Consider the following 19,235-nt stretch of genomic DNA (forward strand, 5'->3'; position numbering starts at 1 on the left):
CATGTCTTTCAAGCTTCGCACAGAAGTCGACGATTGGTTCTCTCGCATATACAAGGCGAAAGACTCGCCACTGTCGACAAAATTTGACTATTACTACTTGTGCCTGATGATGGGCTTTTCGCGAGGCAAGGCGACCCCCGTCACGAATGCGGTCGAATTTGTACAAAACTTTGTTCTCGATTACCGCTCAGTACAAAGCCAGATCATCGGTCTTCTGATCGCAACAGAGGCGCGCGCGCTAGGCATTGAGCTAACTAACCGGGCGCGCATCAAGGACCTGCTTTCTCGATACGTAAGTCCGGAGGCATCCGTTGCATTGACCCCTAAAGGATTTGAGAGGTTGAATGACTATGCAAATGGCGGGTTCAACGCGATTGTTGCGAGCTACCCTGAGGAACAGCCCTGGATTGCCAGCGATTTCATGCAATGGTATCAGCGAGCCATTTCAGCGCCCGTTTCCTGAAGTCAAGGAGTTACTCGCCAAACAGGAGCAGTGTGGAGAAGGATTGCAGCAACGGACTCCCCCAATGTCCTGTGGCATCTCCGCCATCGATAGTTCGTTGCCAGGCAGGTCGACGGGCGGCGCTTCACGCTCGCGCCTCCTCCATTCGCACCAGCTGCTCGCGTAGCAGAGCGGTCAGCTGCTCAACATCGGACATGTTTCGGACAGCGCCAGAGAAGGTCACGCTTTCGCGCCCGATTCGTCCGCTGACGTTCTCGTTGGCGAAAGCTGCGGGATCATAGCCACTGAGTCCGCATAACAACGAGGTCAAGATCTCCCGATGCCTAGCTAAATCGCTGCCAAGGCCCCTTCTCTCCGAGCGGATTTCCTCCCCAACCCAAGAGTCAGCAGCAGCGAAGCTCCCCTCCGAAGTCGGCTCAAAACGCACGGCATAGCAAAACCACCCCTCCGAGTTCGGCCGCCAAATCTCCAACCATGGAGGGCGGAAACACGACGACCATTTTTCACTTTGCTCTGCGGACTCGTAGCCCTGAGTCAGGCGATAGAACGCCTCTGCCGGCATCAGAAAGCGGACTCCTAAAGGCAGCGGATTTCTTGGTAGTCTGTCCATCACGGGGTCAATCATCGCATGGCACGGCGATCGACGGCTACTCGTCACAATCGAAGTTTGCTGCGATCCTTGGGCTCGTTCTGCAGCGCCCAGCCCTGTCCTCCCGACGGGTTTGCAGTCGCCTTGTGCGCGTCGACTGCCTTCTCGCATGCGGAGCACTGAGGTTCGACTGGACCTGCAATCCGCCGCTTCAGCGACACGGGTCGCTCCTACACCGCTGCCTCCGATCGACCAGCGGACGGGCCGACCGGTGATGACGTTCACATTCGCGACTGGTGGTCGCGATCCTGCAAGAGGCGAGAATCATTGGGTGTGGACGATGCGACCGCACATTGCTGAAGGCCTGCGTTTGGCGCAAATACTGTAGTGTGAGCGGGGGCCAATAGAAGCGCACATTGATTGAAGCTACATGACGCACTATCGATCGGCGACGGTCTTCGAAAGCTTTAGAATGACGCCTGTTTGACACCCATTGACTGCATGCCTAATCGGAACGACTTCAAGGAACAAATCTTCGCGTGCACCTGCAGCCGCTGCCGCGCGATCGTCGAATTGGTCAAGCGTGGGGCCGTGCTTCAGTTTTCCCGTAAACGTGCAGGGCGACTGTGTGAAATTGCCGTAGTGGCGGCCACAGGAGCCTCCGGGCTGCCGGAAAGCGACGTCGTCGCTGCCAGACGCGAATATGCCAAACATCTGCGCATTGAGCTCGCAGGGCCTACCCAGGACGGTGACACCCCTGGGCACATCGAATGGGCTGTCAAGAGTAACAACCACGTCCCCAACGCACCTCAGCCTATCAACTTGGGATCGGCCACCCCGCGCAAGCGAGACGGCCGCTTCTTCATTAGCTGAAGGGGATCCGTGCCGCAACTACATCGCTCCTGGCGAGTACTTCATCCCAGTGGCGGCGGAGGGTCAGGCTCGCACCATTGATTGAGGCAAGATAGCCGGCCGTTGGCTGGGCCTTTCTTCCAAAGCCCTACATATACAAGTGGAAGCCTTTGTGACGTGTGACAGTCAGCCACCGGCACGAGGTCAGCAATCCCAGAAATGTACAAAGCGTACGCACCCGGTGCACTGGGCCTGACGAGGGCCGGCTAAGAACCTCTTGTCGACTCCCTAGCTTGGACCGGCGGTCCAGAGTGTCCTTAACGTAAGTCGACTCAGCTTACATTTGGTGGTGCGGAGACGCCCGACGCGTCCAAGCGTTCGCGCGAAAGACGTACCGCCGCTTCAGAGAAGTTCTCAGGATGCCTGAGCACAACCGCCTCGAAAGCGAGATCCAACAGGTGCATCCTGGCAAGCGCATTGAAGCCGGAAGAGTCAGCCCGGTTCGTCACGATCCTCTCGACCGCGGCCACAATCCCGTGCCGCTTGATCATCTGCCACGTTCGTGAGGCAGGTTGGCGCCGGCCGCGTTCCGCTGAAAGCACTTCTTCGTACGCGTAGACAGCTTCAAGGCATTCTCGTTCCAAATCGCTTGCAGCACCAAGAGCCTCTGCTCTCAGTTGAACAGCTCGCCTCCTCGCGGCAAGAGCAAGTGCACTCTCTCCCCTCGCGAGCGCATTCACTTCGAAGTTGGAGCAGTCCTCAACTGTCTTTAGTCGAGCAATATGTGGATCCACGCGCGGCCCCCCCTGTGCATCTGCTCCCAATTATCTTCGACCAGCGCGAAACTGGGAACGCCGACCCCGCAGAGTGCCACTCCTGGTAGAACTCATCCTCTGCCGCCCACCGGACCCAGCTGAGAAACTCGAGGCTCCGCTCGCCGTCGCAAGGCAGCATCGCCGGACGGATAGTCCGACGGCCGCTCGCAGGACTCACTGTGCTTCATCCAAATGGATCAGGAAACCCAGCAGTCTCGCTTTGGCTGGGGAGTAGACGGGGACCTGGCCTCGTCGCCAATTGCCAAGAGCCCGCTGGCTCAGAGAAGCTCTGACTCTTCAAGTTCAACGCTCTTGATCACCCAAGCGGCCGCCCATGAATGTCCAGCCTTTTTCATGGCTTCTCTGACGCGCTGCAGACTGGTGTAGCGAACGTTGCGTACATTGATTCGTACCGGATAAGCGTCCGGTCGGCCAGGCCACGGCTTCGCCCTATCTGGCGCGAACTGCCCACTCGCCGCGTCCGCGACGAGTGCCTTCAGAGTCTTGGCCTTCGAGGTCGGCACGACTACCACGATCTCGAAGTCATCGTCCTTGGCACGTTTGTAAACCTCGGTGCATCCGTTCCTCTCAACAGCTTCAATATCCGGCAAGTTGTCGTACCTGTGGATGATCGCTTTCTTCCTAGCCATGTCGCCCCCCCCTGTAGTCCTCTATTGTCCTTAAGCCTACGGCCAGGTCAAGCCAGTTGAGGGGCGCTACCATTGTGGACACTAGGAGGGGACAGATGGAAAACACTCAGACGCAGACGGATCCGCGCGTTGCTGTACTAGTGGACTGTGACAACACCACCCCAGAGGTGCTGGAACACGCGCTTCGTGTGGTCGCGCAGTTCGGTCGGGTGGTTTTGCGTCGTGGCTACGGCAACCACACGACACTGGCAAACAATTGGCAGGACGCATTGGTCCGGTTAGCCTTCACGCCTTGCCTCCAGTATCAGTACGCGGCCGGCAAGAACACGTCCGACATTGCCTTAGCGCTGGACGCCATGGAGGCGCTGTTTGACCAGCGTGCCGACACGTTTTGCCTGGTCACCAGCGACTCCGACTTCGCCTATTTGTGCCGCAAGCTTCGCGAGCGCGGCGCCACTGTACACATCGTGGGTGAGACAAAGACGCCAGATGCGCTTCGAAATGCCAGCGATCAGTTTTTTGAGTGGGTGAAGCCGGCGAGCACACCTGAAACCGCCGGCAGTGCCACGATCCCGATAACGAAGCCGGCTGATGCGCGGTCGGTAGCGCCCAAGCTGGAACCGACCAAGCCCGCGACGAAACGTCGGCCCCTGATGGTGGTGGAGGCCGTCAAGCTCATGGCGGTGGATACTCCCGAAGGCAAGGTTCACCTCGGCCCCTTGGGGCAGTATCTGAAGCGCGCCGACCCTGCATTCTCTCCCCAGACTTACGGCCACTCCGGTCTGCTGGATATGCTGCGCACGTACGACCTACTGGCGGTGCAGCAGGAAGAAGGTCACTATTGGACAGTGCGCCTGACACAGTCTCACGAGGCGGGAGCGACGGTTAGTACTGCGGCCGCCGACTAACGTCAGGCAAGGCAGATGGATTCGCTCTGAGGAAATCGCGCCTTGGTGAGCGGCCGCTGATGGACCAAACTTTTCTAGGAGCAGCTGAATGAATCATCTAGAGAATAAAGGGCGCGAGTACCGGGTTGGCGAGCTCGAACTTATCTTGAGCCTACCGCCCACGAAAACGAACATCGCTCACTTAGCCACTTCGCTCGGCAGGAGTGAAAGTGCAATCTCGATCGTATACAAAATCGCGTACCAGCCGGATGCTCCGTTTGGGTCCAACGCTGACATTCAGCGGCAGAAGATCGAGGCCGCCAAGACACAGCTTGGCTTCATGAAGTTCTGAATGCCCGTCGCGAAAGTTTCTAGGGTGAAAATCCGTGCGTCGTGGCTGTGACCTGTGCTCCGGCACGGGCTATAACGTGAACTGGTGGGAGGCGCTGCTTCTCGCAACCACATGGTTGATGCCCCTTGCACGAAAGGAGCCTTCATGGCGACACGGAGCGAACTTCAGGACTGGGTAATCCAAGCGCTGAAGGCTGCAGGCGGTGCAGCGAGCATCGTCGAAGTGGCCAAATACATTTGGGAGCACCACGAGTCCGAGCTCAAATCATCAGGCGATCTTTTCTATACGTGGCAGTACGACATGCGATGGGCATGTACGAAGTTGCGGGAGCGAAAGATCGTTCAAGCGGCGGAAATGTCGGATCGCGGCGAGTGGCGCCTTCAGCCTAAGCTCGATTAGTTGCAAGGCAAGTCTCTGTGGCGCAGGCGGTCCCGGAGCAGAGCCGTGGCAACACTTCCAACTAGAGCGGCCACGAACAGGCTCCGCCCGCGCGGGCGACGTGGGAACCGCCCGCTCCGCGGCTGCGCCGTGTAAGGCCGGATGGGACACCCTAATCGCTTGGCCGCACTGCCTCCGCCCTAGCCTTTCCACCCGCATGGGACCTGGCGTGCAAGCCCGCCGTTAACATCACCTCAACTCGGAACTAGGTCTTGGGTCTTAGACGGAGAATGCAAAGGCCGATGGCAACTCGGCTCAGTGACCAGCGCTCCGCAGGCAGGGTGGATCAGCCACGCGGCCTGATGCCTTGAGCTCCTGGTGTCAATGTAGAAGAACACGGACGTCGGAGCTGGGCCGTTTCCGCACTTCGATAGATCCAGCGCAACGCCTAGGAGCAGACTACGTTCGGACTGACAATCCGCTATTCATTTCAGCGGCCTGCGGTTCGCTCCGCTGCTTCACACCGCGAGTACACATTAGTGCGACCGCCCCCTGCCCAGTCAGGATAGGTCGAAAGCAATCAATGATGGCGCGACGATCTGCCGGAGCCCGGGCCACGAGTCTGGCAGCGCGTTCCAACTGCGGTTAAGCTTAAGCAGCCTGGAGCTCTCCTTGAACGATAAAGCTAACCCTGGACTTGTTGTTTTCGACATGCCCCAGTTCGACCGTTTTCAGGCCACGCAGGCGCCCAAGCTCTTGGAAGTGGTATCACCACCATACTTGGTAGCGACTCGCATGGGCTACGCTCCTATGCTGGACGTGGAGTTACCAGGAGGCGTGAGGTACACACTTTTGATTTCATCCGCCAGTTTGACGGCGGGCCTCGAAAAGTTGCGAGTGGCTAACCGAGGCCAGTTGAACAATATTCGGTTCTGGATCTCACGGGAATCGCCGGATCCGAAGTCGAAGTACATGATTTTGCCAGCCACCTGAAATTGGAGATTCTTATGGCCACGAAGGCACGTATCGAATCAGTGAAGGATATTCCGCTTTCCGCGCTGACTATCGGCAAATCACAGGTTCGCCTGAGGGAGGTCAGCAAGGATCTGGATGAACTGGCTGACAGCATCAGCAAGGTCGGACTGCTGGAGCCGATCGTCGTCGCGCCCCTGGGGAACGACAGATACGAGATAGTCACTGGGCAACGCCGATTCCTGGCGCATCAAAAGCTGAAGAAAGACTCGATCATGTGCGCCGTGTTAAGTGGTGCCGTCGAAGAGATCGACGCAAAGATCATCTCAGTAACTGAAAATCTAGTTAGACTCGATCTCAACCGTGCTGATCTTATCGACGTATGCACTAGTCTCTACAAGAGATACGGTTCGGTCGATCTGGTAGTTCAAGAGACAGGATTGCCTAAGGCGAAAGTACAGGAATACGTCAAGTACGACCGCTTGGTTCCTGAGTTGCGCCAGCTGGTGGATTCCGGCGACATGGATATCAAAGCTGCGCTTCGCGCACAAGACGCGGCAGCTGCATCTGGTCAGTTCGACCCTAACCAAGCAGTGAAGTTGGCGAGAGAAATGAGGCTCATGTCGGGCGCTCAGCAAAGGAAGGTCGTTGACACAATTAAAGATGAGCCTCGACGAGAAATTGAGGATGTAATCGAGGCGGCGAAATCAGGCGACAAAATCGTACAGATCACGGTCACGTTGGGCATTCGGGTACATGAGGGCCTGAAGAAGTACGCTAAAGATGAAGACACATCTATGGACGATGCGGCAGCATCTCTCATCGAGGAGTCCCTAGGTCAGAAGGGTTTTTCTTAAATGCTCGATGGAGCAGAGTGGCGCAACCTGCTGCTTTCCGTTGGCACACACCAAGGTAGTAGGCCGCTTTCTCCTATTGAAGTTGCCGAGTTCATTCAGCGTCTCGTAAGGGCCGGTGAGACTAAGGCGACCATTGCGTCGAAGCTTCATCTTAACGACGCATCTATGGTCGCGAAGTTTTTGACTCTGCTGAATCTGGCCGAAGATGTGCGTCCATTAGTCGACTGGGGTTCGAAGCAAAAGCTTCTAAGCATGTCCTCTGCCCTGGAAATCGCGCGACTGCCGGAAAATGAGCAGATTGCACTGAGCGCTGCCGTTCTCAAGCATCAATTGAACAAGAGCGAAACTCAGCAAGTCGTACAACTCAAGCTGCGGACTGGCCGTCAAGTTGGCGCGTGCGTTGATCAGACTCTTGCCATGCGTCCGACGATCACCGTTCGGGAGGTGCTCGTGGGCGCAATACAGGACGAATCCGTCCAACACGCGCTGCTTCAGCTCGTCCAAACGGACCGAGACGAGCTGCTCCGGCGGTCGCTGCTTGGCCTCGGCATATCAGGTGCGGCCGTTCGGCTCCAGCCGAAGAGATTCGTGATCTCTGGTTCTCAGCAAGTAGGGGATCAAGTTCGGAGTTTGCAGCCCGACTTCGAACAGGCCGTCTGTCAGGCTATCCAACAGAACCTGTGTAATGGTTATGCCCCTTCTTGATGCCGTAGATGTGGGCCCGCTCGGGGGCGTTCGCCTTGGGCCAGATGTGATCTGCGACGGCTTCCGGCGTGACTGTACGGTCCGAGTCCAGACACACGTACATGCAGACCACTTGCATGATTTCGAGACCAGCAAGGGGTACCAGGAGATCATCACCAGCCCCGGCTCGTATGACCTCCTCGTGACCGCAAAGAACGCTGATCTGCCATATCGCCGGAACTTCGCCGCGGTGCCATTCGGAAAGAGTATACGATTTGGCTCTTCAACGATCACCTTGCTCCCTACAAATCACATTCTGGGTGCGGCACAGGTGCAGGTTGTTGTTGATGATGGAAGGCGGCTCGGATATTCGGGAGACTTTCAATGGCCGATGGATTCAGTTATTAGCTGCGACTGTCTAGTTCTAGATAGCACTCATGGTTCTCCGCGGTATCAGAGACAATATCGGCAAGACCAGGTCGATTCGCAACTGCAAGAGCTTCTACTCCGGCAACTGCGATTTGGCCCAGTTGCTCTCCGAGGCCACACAGGCCTATTACAGCGGGCGATAACTCTGCTGTGCGGTCAAGCTAGTGTGCCCGTATTCGCAAGCGATCGGACAATAAAGGAATATCGAGTTTACGAAGCTCACGGTTATCCGCCTCAAGAGCTGAGCGCTTTCCCGGCCACGACTCGATTTCCCGGGGTAGGCCTGGTGCTGCTGCGCATGCATGAACGCCCACCAGCGTTCATTGATTCAAATTTCACGAGGATCACACTTAGTCAGTACATCAGTGACCCGAGGGAGCCGCTTCTTAGATTCAGTGACAAGGACTTCCGCGTTGCAATGTCAGACCACGCGGAGTTCGCGGGCATCCTCGAGTACGTCTCGGCAGTCGCTCCGAAGCTGGTCCTGACAGACAACAGTAGAGGGGGTCATGCAGTCGAGCTGGCTAGGGAAATATCAGTCCGTCTCGGCATTCCTGCCGTACCCTCGACGTTCTCACTCAACCGTGAGTGGGGGGGTTAACGCGACTCGTCACGTGCCGGATGACCCGCTCGACTTCAGGAGAGGCATTTACAAAATCCAGCGAAATGCCCTGATGCTGGAGCGCGAAGACGCGGAAGACCTGATCTGCAAATCCCTGGCCGATATGAGTGACACCAGCGAAGTCTAATACTGCGTGCTCAAACCTGTCGATCCGAGCAAGGAATCGTTTTGCCTGAGATCTTGACACTAGGTTATGACCGGCTTCTTTCGCCAGGCGCACAGGTACAACCGTTCTGTTAAACCGAAGGTCTCCATCATCGGACTCGTACGCACTAAATACATCAACGGTGCGCTTTGTCGTCGAGTTAGAGAGCTCCATTATGACTGCGGTCCCGTGCGTGTGCTTGGCGCGAACCAACCAGTCGTCTTCCAACCTGGCGTCATGGACAAAAACAAGCCCCCGGGACAGGATCGAAAACGTGTCCATCAGCCGTGACGAGAAGAAAATGCCCTCGCCCGAGTGGTTTGAAGGATCTGTAGTCAATTTGCCTTTTGACAGTTCGAAGAGTGACTCCCGAGGGTCTGAAAGTCCTAAGAGGCGTTGAATGCGGCGGAATATGCCTTCTCCATCATCGCCCACAATGATTCTCGTATGCCTCGGAAGCCGAAGTATGGAGCTCCATATCACGGTTCCTTCTGAGTGGTCCATACTGTTATTGAACATCTCGGTGAAGCAGTAGCTCCAGGTGTTCGTCACGTTTTCAGGAAGGTCCTGGAGGACAGGAAGGACGTCCCGCTCCCACACACTGTGCTCTTCTAGAGTCGGTTTGATCAGGTAGTAATGTTCAGTCATAGCCGCTTAAGCTGAAGAGTGCCACTCGATGGGCTCGCGATCTGTCAGGTTGTATCACCTGCCGGCGGGAGTCGCCTTTCAGCGACGCCTGCTCGCCTCGTCAGACGCACGGCATCGTCGGTCCCGCTCCTGGCTAGTGCCTGGCTTTGAGGATGTAGCCTCTGCATGTCCAAACAACGTCGTGCTGATCGGGTCTGAGAGTCCGCAGGTGCCGGATGGGAAGAGCCTCCCCGGCCCCGCGTCCAGCGGCGGGCGCTTCTGGCCGAAACCGCCCTCACCCACGCTCAACAGGGAGTTGCTCAAGAAGGCACTGCGCCCAAGCGCGTATTCGCAGCGCACGTCTTGCCTCCGGTGTCGCTCCGCCTTTGGAAGCGGCATTGTGTTTAGACACCAGACCTCGATTACCCGTATGTGAACAGCGGACCACCTGGAAGCCAGATTCACGCAGCACATCTGCCAGGTACGCAGCCTTCGCTCCACACAGCACGACGAGTGGAATGCCCTTCAGCTCCTGCTTTACGCGCAGGACGTTCTCAGGACTGAGAATCTCCTCGCGAGTAGCCTCGGTTCGGCGGTCGCCAAGACTTCTCGCTAGTGGCGTGGCGAAGGCGTTAGTGATTCTGTAGTCGTACCTTGTACGTGAAGGAAAAACGTCGGGTCGAGCGTCGGCCAAGTACGCAAGTGCTTCTTCGAGGTTCGTACCGGTATCACCGGTGACAGGCTTGCCGCTGGCCTTTTCTTTTGCTCCAGGTGCACTGAAGATGAAGGCAGTCGGATGGCGCCCGCGATGGAAGTGCATGACTGTGTCTGTTAGAAGGCTCTAGTCGTGGCTCGGCATGGTACGTCGGCTTTCGACCCAAGCGGACATATAGGGCCTAAGAGTTCCCGCTTCCGCTGTTTTCGCGCCCTCCTAGCTTGGCTCAGGCCGACCGCCCTTCCCCTGCGGCAGCTGCAGCGGCCAGCTGGACGTGCAATCCGCCGCTTAGCGATGCAGCGCGTCCGCTCATGGAATGCCTCAATGCCTTGCTAGAGAATTGCGGCGCATCGGCGCTGTTGATGCGCTTCCTCGTGGAGAACAAGACAGAGCGCCCTTCTCTGCTCAGGTGGACGAGACAGAACTTCCGTCAATGCGGAAACCCAATCGCAAGCCACGCAGACACAGCAATGCTTAGTAGAGTCGTCCCAAAGACCAGCCACATCTGCCAGCTCTTTGCCGATTTGTCGTTGGCCTCGTAGTGCGCCTTGCGCAGCCTCTCGATGTGGCCAAGCCCCCATTCGAGTATTTTTAGATCAGATTTCTCGGCCCACGCTTCTGCGCGAAACTGACTTCGAAATCCATCATCCCGGTCTAAGTTATTTATCGTCGCAATCCTATCAGACGGGTCCATTTCACGAATCCACACCGGAATACGCTTGCCCGCCAGCATGCTCTCCTTCCAGGTTTCGAGCTGACTTTTTGGAATACCCAACCGGAACAGGTCGCGTCGCTTCCGGATCAGCGCTCGAATCGGAAAGTCGTCCTGCAAGTCCAATCTCTTGACCAAACCCTCATAAGTGATCACGTTGTTCTCGTCATTACTAGCCAGGACCCAAGCCGCCGAGAGGACGTCGAAGACGTCTGGTTCAAGAAGATGGAACTGCTTCCGGTTAATCGCCATGCTTCACCTCACTGCTCTACCCACCCCCACCGCCATCACCACCGCTCGAAGAAACATACCGGTGGGACCCACGTCTAAGTTCAGTCGCCCGTGAGTGGAGGTTGATTGCAGTATCCACCAGTGTGTGCACGCAGCAGCAGGGCACCGCGAAGTCTCTTCATCTAGCGGTCTCGCACCGCTGCAGGTGCGTGTTCGTCTTGAACGGTCTGTTATGCCGCATCTCACCCCCGCTGTCGCTGTGGGCCAGGTGGCAGCCAATCATCAGAATCTCTCTGAACCGCGGTCCAATCATCGCCCGCGGGCTCGGATGCTTCTACCCTTAATGTCCGAAACGCCATCGCATGGCGCTCCAGAACGGCCGCATCTCTCGTCCAGCTGGATCGACGGCAGAGGAGAAGCTCCATGAAAAGCTGCCAGAACGGTACGCCAGCTTTGAACTGCCCTGGCGCGATCTGAGGGACTTTTCGCTTCGCGTCGCGCCATCGGCCGGTTTTACCAAGCAGGTCGTCGACCGCAATGAGGGTCGCACCATGAAAAGCTTCGGCCGGCCCGAGACCGACAAAATGATCGTGCTGCTCATAGGTGCCGAACCCGTAGCCATTTCCATTGAGCAACTCACCGGGAATGTATATCAGGAGGAACGCGAGATCTCCAGCCACGTCACGTGCAGCAACTAGTTGCCTCCGGAGCTTTTTCCATCCAGCCGTGGTATCGCACCGTAGCTTTTTCGAAACCGGATCGAGGACTTTCGCCTGAATCAGGCAGCGCTTCGACCCGAGTGGACTTGAAATAAGAAGCTCGAGGTCGGCACCATTCTTGACCTCTTCCGCCGTTGTCGTTTTTGACAGCGTTAGAGTGAAATCCTTAACCGATTTCGGACTCCGACGCGTTTGCATACCGAGCCAAATGCACATCATGTCGCAGAGCTCGTCCGTCAGCGTTCGCTCGTCCGTTTGGAAGATCTGCAGCTTAGCCGCCAGGTGGGCGCCGACGGATTGCGCAGGGGCAGGTATATCCGCGACCGAGAGTCGTTGTGTGAAGCTGAAGGCCGTAGTCATCACAAGCGCCGTGCGGCATATTTGGACGGCAGCCGCGGAGCTGTTATCTCGCAGCGGAGAATGGTCAATCGATGCCCATCTGGCGCGTGGATATTGTCCTCCAAGCCTCCTCCTTGACTTCATGCGGAGAACCTGCTCCCCGCGGCCATCAACGCACACTCGCTTTTCTCCCCAGCCTCCGCGGAACCTTCATCCAAGTCGAAGTTGCGCGATGTAGTTCGGGTGAATGAGGCTGTTTGCTATCGCAGTGTAATTCTAGGGGCGAGGCGCGCCGTCTCCAAGGAAAACGGGCCGAGATGCTTATGAAATATCATGTGAACGCACATTGACGGCAATGAAGCGCGAGATGCAGATTCGGCACCTCAGGGTGGAGAACTTTCGGGGAATCGCGACGCTCGATTGGGCGCCTGGCGCGGCGTTCTGCTGCTTGATAGGGCCTGGCGACGCCGGAAAGTCCACCGTTCTCGACGCCATCGAGGCCGCGCTCTCCTCGCGCTGACTGTTTTTCGGCGAGCAGGCGGAGACACTTCCAAGGCCATCCTCGTCGAAGTCACGGTGGGCGAGTTGTCCAAAGCGTTGCGGTCAGACGAGCGCTCGGGCTCTACATCCGCGGCTGGACCGCCGACGACCAGCTTCGGGACGAGCCGGAAGGCGACGACGAGGCGGTGCTGACGGTGAGACTGACCGTCGACGCGACGCTCGAGCCTGTGTGGCAGATCATTTCCGAGCGCGCGGACGAGCCGCGCACGATCTCCAACCGCGACCGCGCGCTGTTTGGCCTTGTCCGGCTTGCGGGCGACGACGCCAGGCACCTCGCTTGGGGGCAAGGCTCGATCCTCTCGCGGCTCACGGGAGACTCCGACGAGGCGGCCGCCAGGCTCGGGGCGGCGTACAAGGCGGCGCGAGATAGCGCGAACCTCTCGGAGATCGAAGCCCTTGCGAACGCCGCCGGCGCCGCGGAGCGCTTCGCGAGAAGCCTGGGCGCCTATGTCGAGAGCAGCTATGGGCCGGGCCTCGAGCTAGGACGCGGAGGCGTGTCGACAGGGTCGATCGCGCTGCATGACGGGGGCGTGCCGCTGCGGCTCGCGGGGCTGGGCTCTCGCCGGCTGGCCACCCTTGCGATTCAGAAGTCCGCCATCGCCGAAGGCGCCATCGTTTTGGTCGACGAGATCGAGCACGGCTTGGAGCCGCATCGCGTGATGGGCGCCATCTCCCAGCTTCGCGCCGATCAGGCGCGCGCTCAGGCGGACGGAAAGCCTAACGGTCAGATACTGCTCACGACGCACTCCGAGGTGGCCTTTAGCGAGGCGGGCGCGCCGAGTCTTCGCGTTTGCCGCACTAGTCGACCCGATCGAGTGACCACGATCGTGAAGCCTGGCGCGCCGGAGCCGATTCGCGCCTTGATGCGACACGCGCCGCGAGCGCTCTTCTCGCGTCGAATCATGATCAGCGAGGGCATGACCGAGGTCGGCATCCTCAACGGCGCTCGCGAATTCTGGCCTCCGCTGCACAGTGGCATGCCGATAGAGCACGTTCGCGGCTTCATCGCCGACGGCAACGGCGCGGAGGCGCCTGCGATCGCCCTTGGACTGCGTGAACTCGGCTTTGACGTCGCCCTCTACCGCGACTCGGACACAGCCTTGCCCCAGGCATTCCCGAGCAGCTTGCCGCGGCTGGCGTGCCCGTCATCGAGTACGGTAATGGTCTCGATGTGGAGCACGCCATCATCTCGCAAGCCGACAACGCGCAGATGCAGCGCTTGCTCGATCACCTTCGAGCGGAGCGCGGCGAGGGCAAGATCAACGAGAACTCGCGAGCTTCCCTCCAACGAATCACGCGATCCGTTGCAACGCCCTGGTGGTGACCAGGCGCTCGTAGACCATCGAACATGTCGCCGCCATCCGAACAACTTTGGGAGAGCTGGGAGCGCCTAGCTTGTTGGCGGCGTAAGCGCCAAGCGCAATCCATCCGACAGGGCCGAGCACGACACTTAGCGCCGTAGAAGCAAAGGTGTAGGCGCCGAAAGACAGGGTGCCGAACGAGACAGCGCTGAGCAAGGTCGACATCAACGTGTACGTCGCGAAGCCACCCGCGTTCCCAAGGGCCAGCAGTGCTGCTCCCTGGCTGACACTGACAAGCCCATTGTCCTTTGCAAGCTTGTCGAGCTCCGCGTCAACTTTCCGACGTTGATCAGCTGTTAGTCCCGTATAGAGATCCACCATGAGCTTCGACAGAAGCATCTTCTGATGGTCCTTGATGTATTCGAGTACAGCAATTTTCCGATCAGCCTGTGTGACACCATCCGGCACCTTCGCCGTGCTGCGATCGGCATCAGCAATACAGACCCCATGCGCCGGCGAACTGAAGTAGCTCCGGCGCCCCTCTACCTTCAAAGTGTCGCAGGCGTCTGAAAGCATTTCCGCGTAGGAGATACCTTCACCACCTCGAAGCGCATTGAACACGCTGTGCCCCGCTGCTAGGGACATCTGCTTTTTTAGCTCTCCCGGGGGGAGCGGCACCGTCGCTTCGCTGTTCACCACTTGTGTGAGCGCGAGGCGCTCCTCGCGATCCGCCGCGGTCAGTAGCTTGTCGAAAACGTCGTTGGAAATGTAGTGCGACAAAGCCACCCCTCGGAGTACAGGACTACCTCAACTATAGCCCGACCGCCCTCCTGCCAAGTCGAAGGTAACTGGCGATGCCGAGTTCGGAGGGCTGTGACCGTTCTGCGCCGGCAAGAGCATAGCGAGCGAACTTGGTGTAATCTGGCGTCTAGTGGTGTCCAGATACGCTGACAGGTGGGCTGATCGGGCCTGTTAATCCGTAGGTCCCTGGTTCGAGCCCAGGTCGGGGAGCCAAATTTGGCAAGGGTTTGCTGCTACGAATAGTGCAGCAAACCCTTTTTCCTTTGGGGCCAAGAAGCCACCCTGTAGCTGCCGTGCTCGGGTTTTTCGATTCAGGCAGCCGCCGCTGGGCACGTGCCGACTCGGCACTTGGCACCATGGGCGCCCATCGACGCCCCACTGGTCAAGCGCCACCCGGCGAATCGCTGAGTCCGCGTCACGTCGAAGTCGGTGGCTGCGACCTGTACCAATCCGCGGTTCAGGCCTGATCGGACCGACGCCCCGGGGCGGGCGTCGACGGCAACTGGCTCAGGGTAAGCAGCGTCACCACGGACGTTGCAGCCATCAGTCCCAGGAGCGCGGTGAAGCCCGCCTGCTTCACCACGGGGCCGATCAGCCAGACCGCAATGGAACTGGCACCGAACGACACCGCCATTCGCATGCCCGACACGCGGGATCTCATGCTGTCGTCCACGAAGCGGACGACCATCGCGTCGGTGAACGGGATGGCCCCGAAGATCATCGTCATGAAGAAGAACAGGGCCGCGAAGAACAACCATCCCTCTACCAGCATCGACAGCGCAAGAAGAACGGCCTGTGCCGCGATGATGCTTCCATACAGAGGCTTCAGCGCCACGCGGTCGATCAGATTCCCGACAAGAAGCTGCGTGAGCGAGGCAACCGCATAAACGGCGGCCAGCAGCAGGCCGATCTGCGCCGGGTCCTGGAGGATTCCACGCAGGCGGTCGGTGAGCAATTCGAAGTTGCTGTTGGTGGAGAAATTGAACAACAGGCTGCCGCTGGTGGCGGCCATGGTCATCACCAGGAACAGCCTGGCCATCGAGACCCCGGGCGGTGGCTTCGACGTCGCCTTCTTCTTCGCCGGCGCACCCTGCTCGCGCGTCGCCACCAGGGCGAAAACCAGGCCGATCAGCAGGCAGATGACGCCGGGCACGGCAAAGGCCATGCGCCAGCCGAAGTACTTCACCAGGAAGCCCGTGGCGACCGCTGCCACGGCCACGCCCAGGTTTCCCACGAGGCCGTTGATGCCGATGGTCCAGCCGGGCCGCAGCGCGCCCTGCACGAGCATCGGAATCCCCACGGGGTGATAGATGGATGCAAAGCAACCCAGCAGGGCCAAGGCCAGCGCCATCTGCCACGGCGACTGCACCGCGCTGACCAGGAGCGCAGCAGCGCCCATGCCGAAGAAGAACACCAGCATCATGTTGCGGCGACCCCAGTGGTCGCCCAACCTGCCGGCCGGCAGGGAACCGACGCCGAAGAAGAAGAATGCTGCAACGCTGTAGGGCATCAGGTCTTCCCAGCGCGCAACCTGGAAGTCGCTCGCGATCGTCGTCACTGCTGTGGCGAAGATCAACAGGAACATGTGGTCGATGGCATGGCCGATGTTCAGCAGCCATCGAGTGGCCATCGAATTGCCCGCGCGGGCCGTGGCTGGCAATGCATCAGCGCTCAGGGTGCTCATCTCAGTTCTCCGTGGCGCGGGTCTCGGACGCGGGTGGGCAAGTTCTGCCGAACGGCGAGCTGACGGCATTGATGGCCGTGGCGACCTCGCGGCCGGTGGGAGTGAGGGGCATATCGGACTGCAGGGCTTCGGGGCGATCGGCCTGGATTCTGTGCAAGACTGGCTCTCCTGTCTCGCGCCAAACGTCCATGAACCATCGCAAAACGGACACGCCATCCACACAGGCCCCGCCACCGCTGCACCAGGTGTTGAAGGAGATCGAGGCGGTGTCCTCGCCGGTCGCCGGCCGTGCGACGGACTACCCGCCGGGCTGGCACATCGCGCCGCACACGCACACCAAGCACCAGCTGATCTACGCAGTACGCGGCGTGATGGTGGTGCAGGCGGACGCCGGCCACTGGGTGGTGCCGCCGACGCGGGCGATATGGATGGAGGCCGGGATGACCCATGCCATCCGCTGTGTCGGCGCGGTGCACATGCGCAGCCTGATGGTGGCACCTGAGGCCGCACCGAAGCTGCTGAACGGCACGCAAGCGGTCGGCATTTCGACGCTGCTGCGCGAGTTGATCCGCGCCGCGATGGACGTGCGGCAACCCTATGTGGCGAACAGCCGCGATGGGCGCCTCATGCGCCTGATCCTCGATGAGCTGCGAGCGCTGCCTGTCCTGCCACTGCACCTGCAGATGCCGAGCGACGCGCGGCTTGTCCGGATCTCGGAGGCGCTGCAGCAGAACCTGGGCGATGCATCCACGGTGGCCGACTGGGCTCAGCGCCTGCGGGTCGATGCGAAGACGATCCAGCGGCTGTTCGTGAAGGAGACCGGCATGACCTTTGGCCAATGGCGGCAGCAGGCGCGATTGCTTCGGGCGCTGCAACTGCTCGCCACCGGGGACAAGGTGATCGATGTAGCGCTTGCGCTCGGCTACGACAGCCCGAGTGCGTTCGCCTCCATGTTCAGGAAGCAGCTCGGAGAGACGCCGAGCGCATTCTTCGCCGAGGTCTAGGCGAGTCAGACGTCATGTGCCGCTCCCGGAACGTGGGAATGACGCCCTCATGCCCTTGCCGCGGAGTGGCCCATACTCCGCCACTGAGATGATCCTCGCTCCCCTCGTCATCGCCTTCGGCCTGCTGGGCGCCTGCCTGCCGGCACACGCGTCCGACCCCGTGGTCGTCGGCTCCAAGCGCTTCACCGAAAGCTATGTGCTCGGCGAAGTGCTGCGCCAGACCCTGGAGGACGCCGGCGTGCCGGCCCTGCACCGCCAGGGCCTGGGGAACACGGCGGTGATGGAGCAGGCACTGGCCAGCGGTGCCATCGCCGTGTATCCCGAGTACACCGGGACCATCGTGCGCGAGCTGCTGAAGAAGGAAGGCGCGCAGGCCGCCGCTCCCCCGCTGGAGCAGATCAACCGCTGGCTCGCCCCACGCGGGCTGAAGGCGGCGGTGCCGCTCGGTTTCAACAACAGCTACGCGCTCGCCATGCGCGAGGACGACGCCGCGCGCCTGGGCATTGAAACGCTGTCGGACCTGGCGCGGGCTGGCGCTTCCTTGCGCTTCGGCCTGTCGCATGAGTTCCTGCAGCGCGCCGATGGCTGGAATGCGCTCAAGGCGGCGTACGGCATGCCCTTCACGCCCGGCAGCGGCCTGGACCACGGGCTGGCGTACCAGGCACTCGCGCGCAAGCAGGTGGACGTGATGGACGTCTACACCACCGACGCGCAGATCGCCCGGCTGGGCCTGCGCGTGCTGCGCGACGATCGCAACTTCTTTCCGCGCTACGACGCCGTGCTGCTGATGCAGGCGCAGCTGGACGAAGCTCCGCTCGCCGCGGCGCTGGCCGGCCGCATCGACGAACGCACGATGCAGGCGCTGAACGCCGAAGCGGAGATCGACGGCAAGAGCTTCGAGCAGGTCGCGCGCGACTTCATCGCCCGCAACAAGGCAGCCACCGGCTCCGGCCCGTCCGCTGCCGTGCGCTCGGCCCCGGCCTCCCACGGACAGCGTTTCCTGGACCGCCTGCTGGCGCCGGACCTTGGGCGCCTGCTGCGCGAACATGTCACGCTGGTGGCCGCCTCGGTCGCCATCGCCGCGGCCATCGGCATTCCGGCGGGCGTGCTGGCGGTGCGGCGGCCCCGCCTGGGTCAGCCGCTACTGGCCGCCATCGGCATGCTGCAGACCGTGCCCTCGCTCGCGCTGCTCGCGTTCCTGATTGCGCTGGTGGGCGGCATCGGCTTCGTGCCGGCCCTGCTGGCGCTGTCGCTCTACGCACTGCTGCCGATCGTGCGCAACACGCACGCGGGGCTGGTCTCGCTGCCGCCCGGCATGCGGCAGGCAGGACTGGCGCTGGGGCTGCGCAGTGGCCAGGTGCTGCGCGGCATCGAGCTGCCGCTGGCCGCGCCGACCCTTCTCGCCGGCATCCAGACGGCCGCGGTGATCAACGTCGGCGTGGCCACCATCGCGACCTTCATCGGCGCCGGCGGCCTGGGGGAGCGGATCGTGGCCGGCTTGGCCGTCAACGACACGGCGTACATGCTCGCAGGCGCCGTGCCGGCGGCAATCCTCGCCTTGCTGACGCAGTACCTGTTCGATGGCCTCGAATGGGCGCTGCTGCGCAGGCGCAGCCACGCCGCGGGGTCCGCTCGCGCCGGATCCGGCCGCTGACTGGCAAGGACGAGGAGCGCGGCAGGCGCCGGGCTCGCCTCCCGAGCACCTCGCGGTGCTGCTGTGCGCCGGCCAGCTCCGCGGCAGTGAGTGCAGTTGCTACACAACTTACCCGCCTGCGGCGTTCTGTCACCCGCGCAGCGCTTGTCCCGCCTCCGGATGTCGCTGCACGATGGCCGCGCCATGTTCCTC

Annotated in this window: 19 protein-coding genes; 11 read left to right on the top strand and 8 right to left on the bottom strand. The window is 60.3% G+C overall.

Annotation, left to right across the window (positions count from 1 at the left end):
* Nucleotide 1: 1 nt before the first annotated feature.
* Nucleotides 2-463 (top strand): hypothetical protein, encoded by a 462-nt coding sequence (locus EZ242_RS05750; protein ID WP_135284185.1) that lies wholly within the window; start codon nucleotides 2-4, stop codon nucleotides 461-463.
* A gap of 1,773 nt (nucleotides 464-2,236) precedes the next feature.
* Here the strand turns inward: EZ242_RS05750 and EZ242_RS22210 are convergent.
* Together EZ242_RS22210 and EZ242_RS05765 are read right to left on the bottom strand one after the other, a co-directional pair.
* On the bottom strand, nucleotides 2,237-2,455 hold the full coding sequence (locus EZ242_RS22210) for a hypothetical protein (protein ID WP_205960601.1): 219 nt from the start codon (nucleotides 2,453-2,455) through the stop codon (nucleotides 2,237-2,239).
* A gap of 542 nt (nucleotides 2,456-2,997) precedes the next feature.
* Nucleotides 2,998-3,369 carry a hypothetical protein gene (locus EZ242_RS05765; protein WP_135284187.1) on the bottom strand — a complete coding sequence of 124 codons (372 nt, stop codon included), beginning with the start codon at nucleotides 3,367-3,369 and terminating at the stop codon, nucleotides 2,998-3,000.
* 95 nt (nucleotides 3,370-3,464) lie between these two features.
* On the opposite strand from EZ242_RS05765, the gene EZ242_RS05770 reads away from it, so the two are divergent.
* The 6 genes from EZ242_RS05770 to EZ242_RS05795 all read left to right on the top strand — a co-directional run bounded on the left by EZ242_RS05770 (nucleotide 3,465) and on the right by EZ242_RS05795 (nucleotide 7,520).
* Nucleotides 3,465-4,277 (top strand): NYN domain-containing protein, encoded by an 813-nt coding sequence (locus EZ242_RS05770; RefSeq protein WP_135284188.1) that lies wholly within the window; start codon nucleotides 3,465-3,467, stop codon nucleotides 4,275-4,277.
* A gap of 88 nt (nucleotides 4,278-4,365) precedes the next feature.
* Nucleotides 4,366-4,608 carry a hypothetical protein gene (locus EZ242_RS05775; protein WP_135284189.1) on the top strand — a complete coding sequence of 81 codons (243 nt, stop codon included), beginning with the start codon at nucleotides 4,366-4,368 and terminating at the stop codon, nucleotides 4,606-4,608.
* 144 nt (nucleotides 4,609-4,752) lie between these two features.
* The gene (locus EZ242_RS05780) at nucleotides 4,753-5,007 is read left to right on the top strand and encodes a hypothetical protein (protein WP_135284190.1); all 255 of its coding nucleotides are present in this window, start codon (nucleotides 4,753-4,755) and stop codon (nucleotides 5,005-5,007) included.
* Nucleotides 5,008-5,658: 651 nt separating this feature from the next.
* Nucleotides 5,659-5,979, top strand: coding sequence for a hypothetical protein (locus EZ242_RS05785; RefSeq protein ID WP_135284191.1), 321 nt, complete (start codon nucleotides 5,659-5,661; stop codon nucleotides 5,977-5,979).
* 14 nt (nucleotides 5,980-5,993) lie between these two features.
* Nucleotides 5,994-6,815, top strand: a complete 822-nt coding sequence (locus EZ242_RS05790; protein WP_135284192.1) for a ParB/RepB/Spo0J family partition protein — start codon at nucleotides 5,994-5,996, stop codon at nucleotides 6,813-6,815.
* Nucleotides 6,816-7,520, top strand: coding sequence for a ParB/RepB/Spo0J family partition protein (locus tag EZ242_RS05795; protein WP_135284193.1), 705 nt, complete (start codon nucleotides 6,816-6,818; stop codon nucleotides 7,518-7,520). It abuts the gene before it with no gap.
* A 986-nt stretch (nucleotides 7,521-8,506) separates the two neighbouring features.
* On the opposite strand, the gene EZ242_RS05805 is transcribed toward EZ242_RS05795, so the two are convergent.
* The 4 genes from EZ242_RS05805 to EZ242_RS05820 form a co-directional block, all read right to left on the bottom strand.
* Nucleotides 8,507-9,343 carry an STAS-like domain-containing protein gene (locus EZ242_RS05805; RefSeq protein ID WP_135284195.1) on the bottom strand — a complete coding sequence of 279 codons (837 nt, stop codon included), beginning with the start codon at nucleotides 9,341-9,343 and terminating at the stop codon, nucleotides 8,507-8,509.
* A 274-nt stretch (nucleotides 9,344-9,617) separates the two neighbouring features.
* A complete protein-coding gene (locus EZ242_RS05810; RefSeq protein WP_135284196.1) occupies nucleotides 9,618-10,142 on the bottom strand; it encodes a uracil-DNA glycosylase family protein in 525 nt (174 codons plus the stop codon).
* Nucleotides 10,143-10,467: 325 nt separating this feature from the next.
* On the bottom strand, nucleotides 10,468-11,001 hold the full coding sequence (locus EZ242_RS05815) for a hypothetical protein (protein WP_135284197.1): 534 nt from the start codon (nucleotides 10,999-11,001) through the stop codon (nucleotides 10,468-10,470).
* Nucleotides 11,002-11,222: 221 nt separating this feature from the next.
* On the bottom strand, nucleotides 11,223-12,059 hold the full coding sequence (locus EZ242_RS05820) for a hypothetical protein (protein ID WP_135284198.1): 837 nt from the start codon (nucleotides 12,057-12,059) through the stop codon (nucleotides 11,223-11,225).
* A gap of 334 nt (nucleotides 12,060-12,393) precedes the next feature.
* Here EZ242_RS05820 and EZ242_RS21945 point away from each other — a divergent pair, with 334 nt between their 5' ends.
* Together EZ242_RS21945 and EZ242_RS05825 are read left to right on the top strand one after the other, a co-directional pair.
* Nucleotides 12,394-12,558 carry an AAA family ATPase gene (locus tag EZ242_RS21945; RefSeq protein ID WP_167784660.1) on the top strand — a complete coding sequence of 55 codons (165 nt, stop codon included), beginning with the start codon at nucleotides 12,394-12,396 and terminating at the stop codon, nucleotides 12,556-12,558.
* 175 nt (nucleotides 12,559-12,733) lie between these two features.
* Nucleotides 12,734-13,993, top strand: a complete 1,260-nt coding sequence (locus EZ242_RS05825; protein WP_167784661.1) for an ATP-dependent nuclease — start codon at nucleotides 12,734-12,736, stop codon at nucleotides 13,991-13,993.
* Here EZ242_RS05825 and EZ242_RS05830 read toward each other — a convergent pair.
* On the bottom strand, nucleotides 13,892-14,686 hold the full coding sequence (locus EZ242_RS05830) for a hypothetical protein (protein ID WP_135284200.1): 795 nt from the start codon (nucleotides 14,684-14,686) through the stop codon (nucleotides 13,892-13,894). The genes EZ242_RS05825 and EZ242_RS05830 overlap by 102 nt on opposite strands.
* A gap of 472 nt (nucleotides 14,687-15,158) precedes the next feature.
* Nucleotides 15,159-16,385, bottom strand: coding sequence for an MFS transporter (locus tag EZ242_RS05835; protein ID WP_240787001.1), 1,227 nt, complete (start codon nucleotides 16,383-16,385; stop codon nucleotides 15,159-15,161).
* A 188-nt stretch (nucleotides 16,386-16,573) separates the two neighbouring features.
* On the opposite strand from EZ242_RS05835, the gene EZ242_RS05840 reads away from it, so the two are divergent.
* Both EZ242_RS05840 and EZ242_RS05845 read left to right on the top strand, forming a co-directional pair.
* Nucleotides 16,574-17,389, top strand: a complete 816-nt coding sequence (locus tag EZ242_RS05840; RefSeq protein WP_135284202.1) for an AraC family transcriptional regulator — start codon at nucleotides 16,574-16,576, stop codon at nucleotides 17,387-17,389.
* An 88-nt stretch (nucleotides 17,390-17,477) separates the two neighbouring features.
* Nucleotides 17,478-19,043 carry an ABC transporter permease/substrate-binding protein gene (locus EZ242_RS05845; RefSeq protein ID WP_135284203.1) on the top strand — a complete coding sequence of 522 codons (1,566 nt, stop codon included), beginning with the start codon at nucleotides 17,478-17,480 and terminating at the stop codon, nucleotides 19,041-19,043.
* The last annotated feature ends 192 nt before the right edge of the window (nucleotides 19,044-19,235 follow it).

The organism is Ramlibacter rhizophilus, from assembly GCF_004681965.1.
GTDB classification, from domain to species: domain Bacteria; phylum Pseudomonadota; class Gammaproteobacteria; order Burkholderiales; family Burkholderiaceae_C; genus Ramlibacter; species Ramlibacter rhizophilus.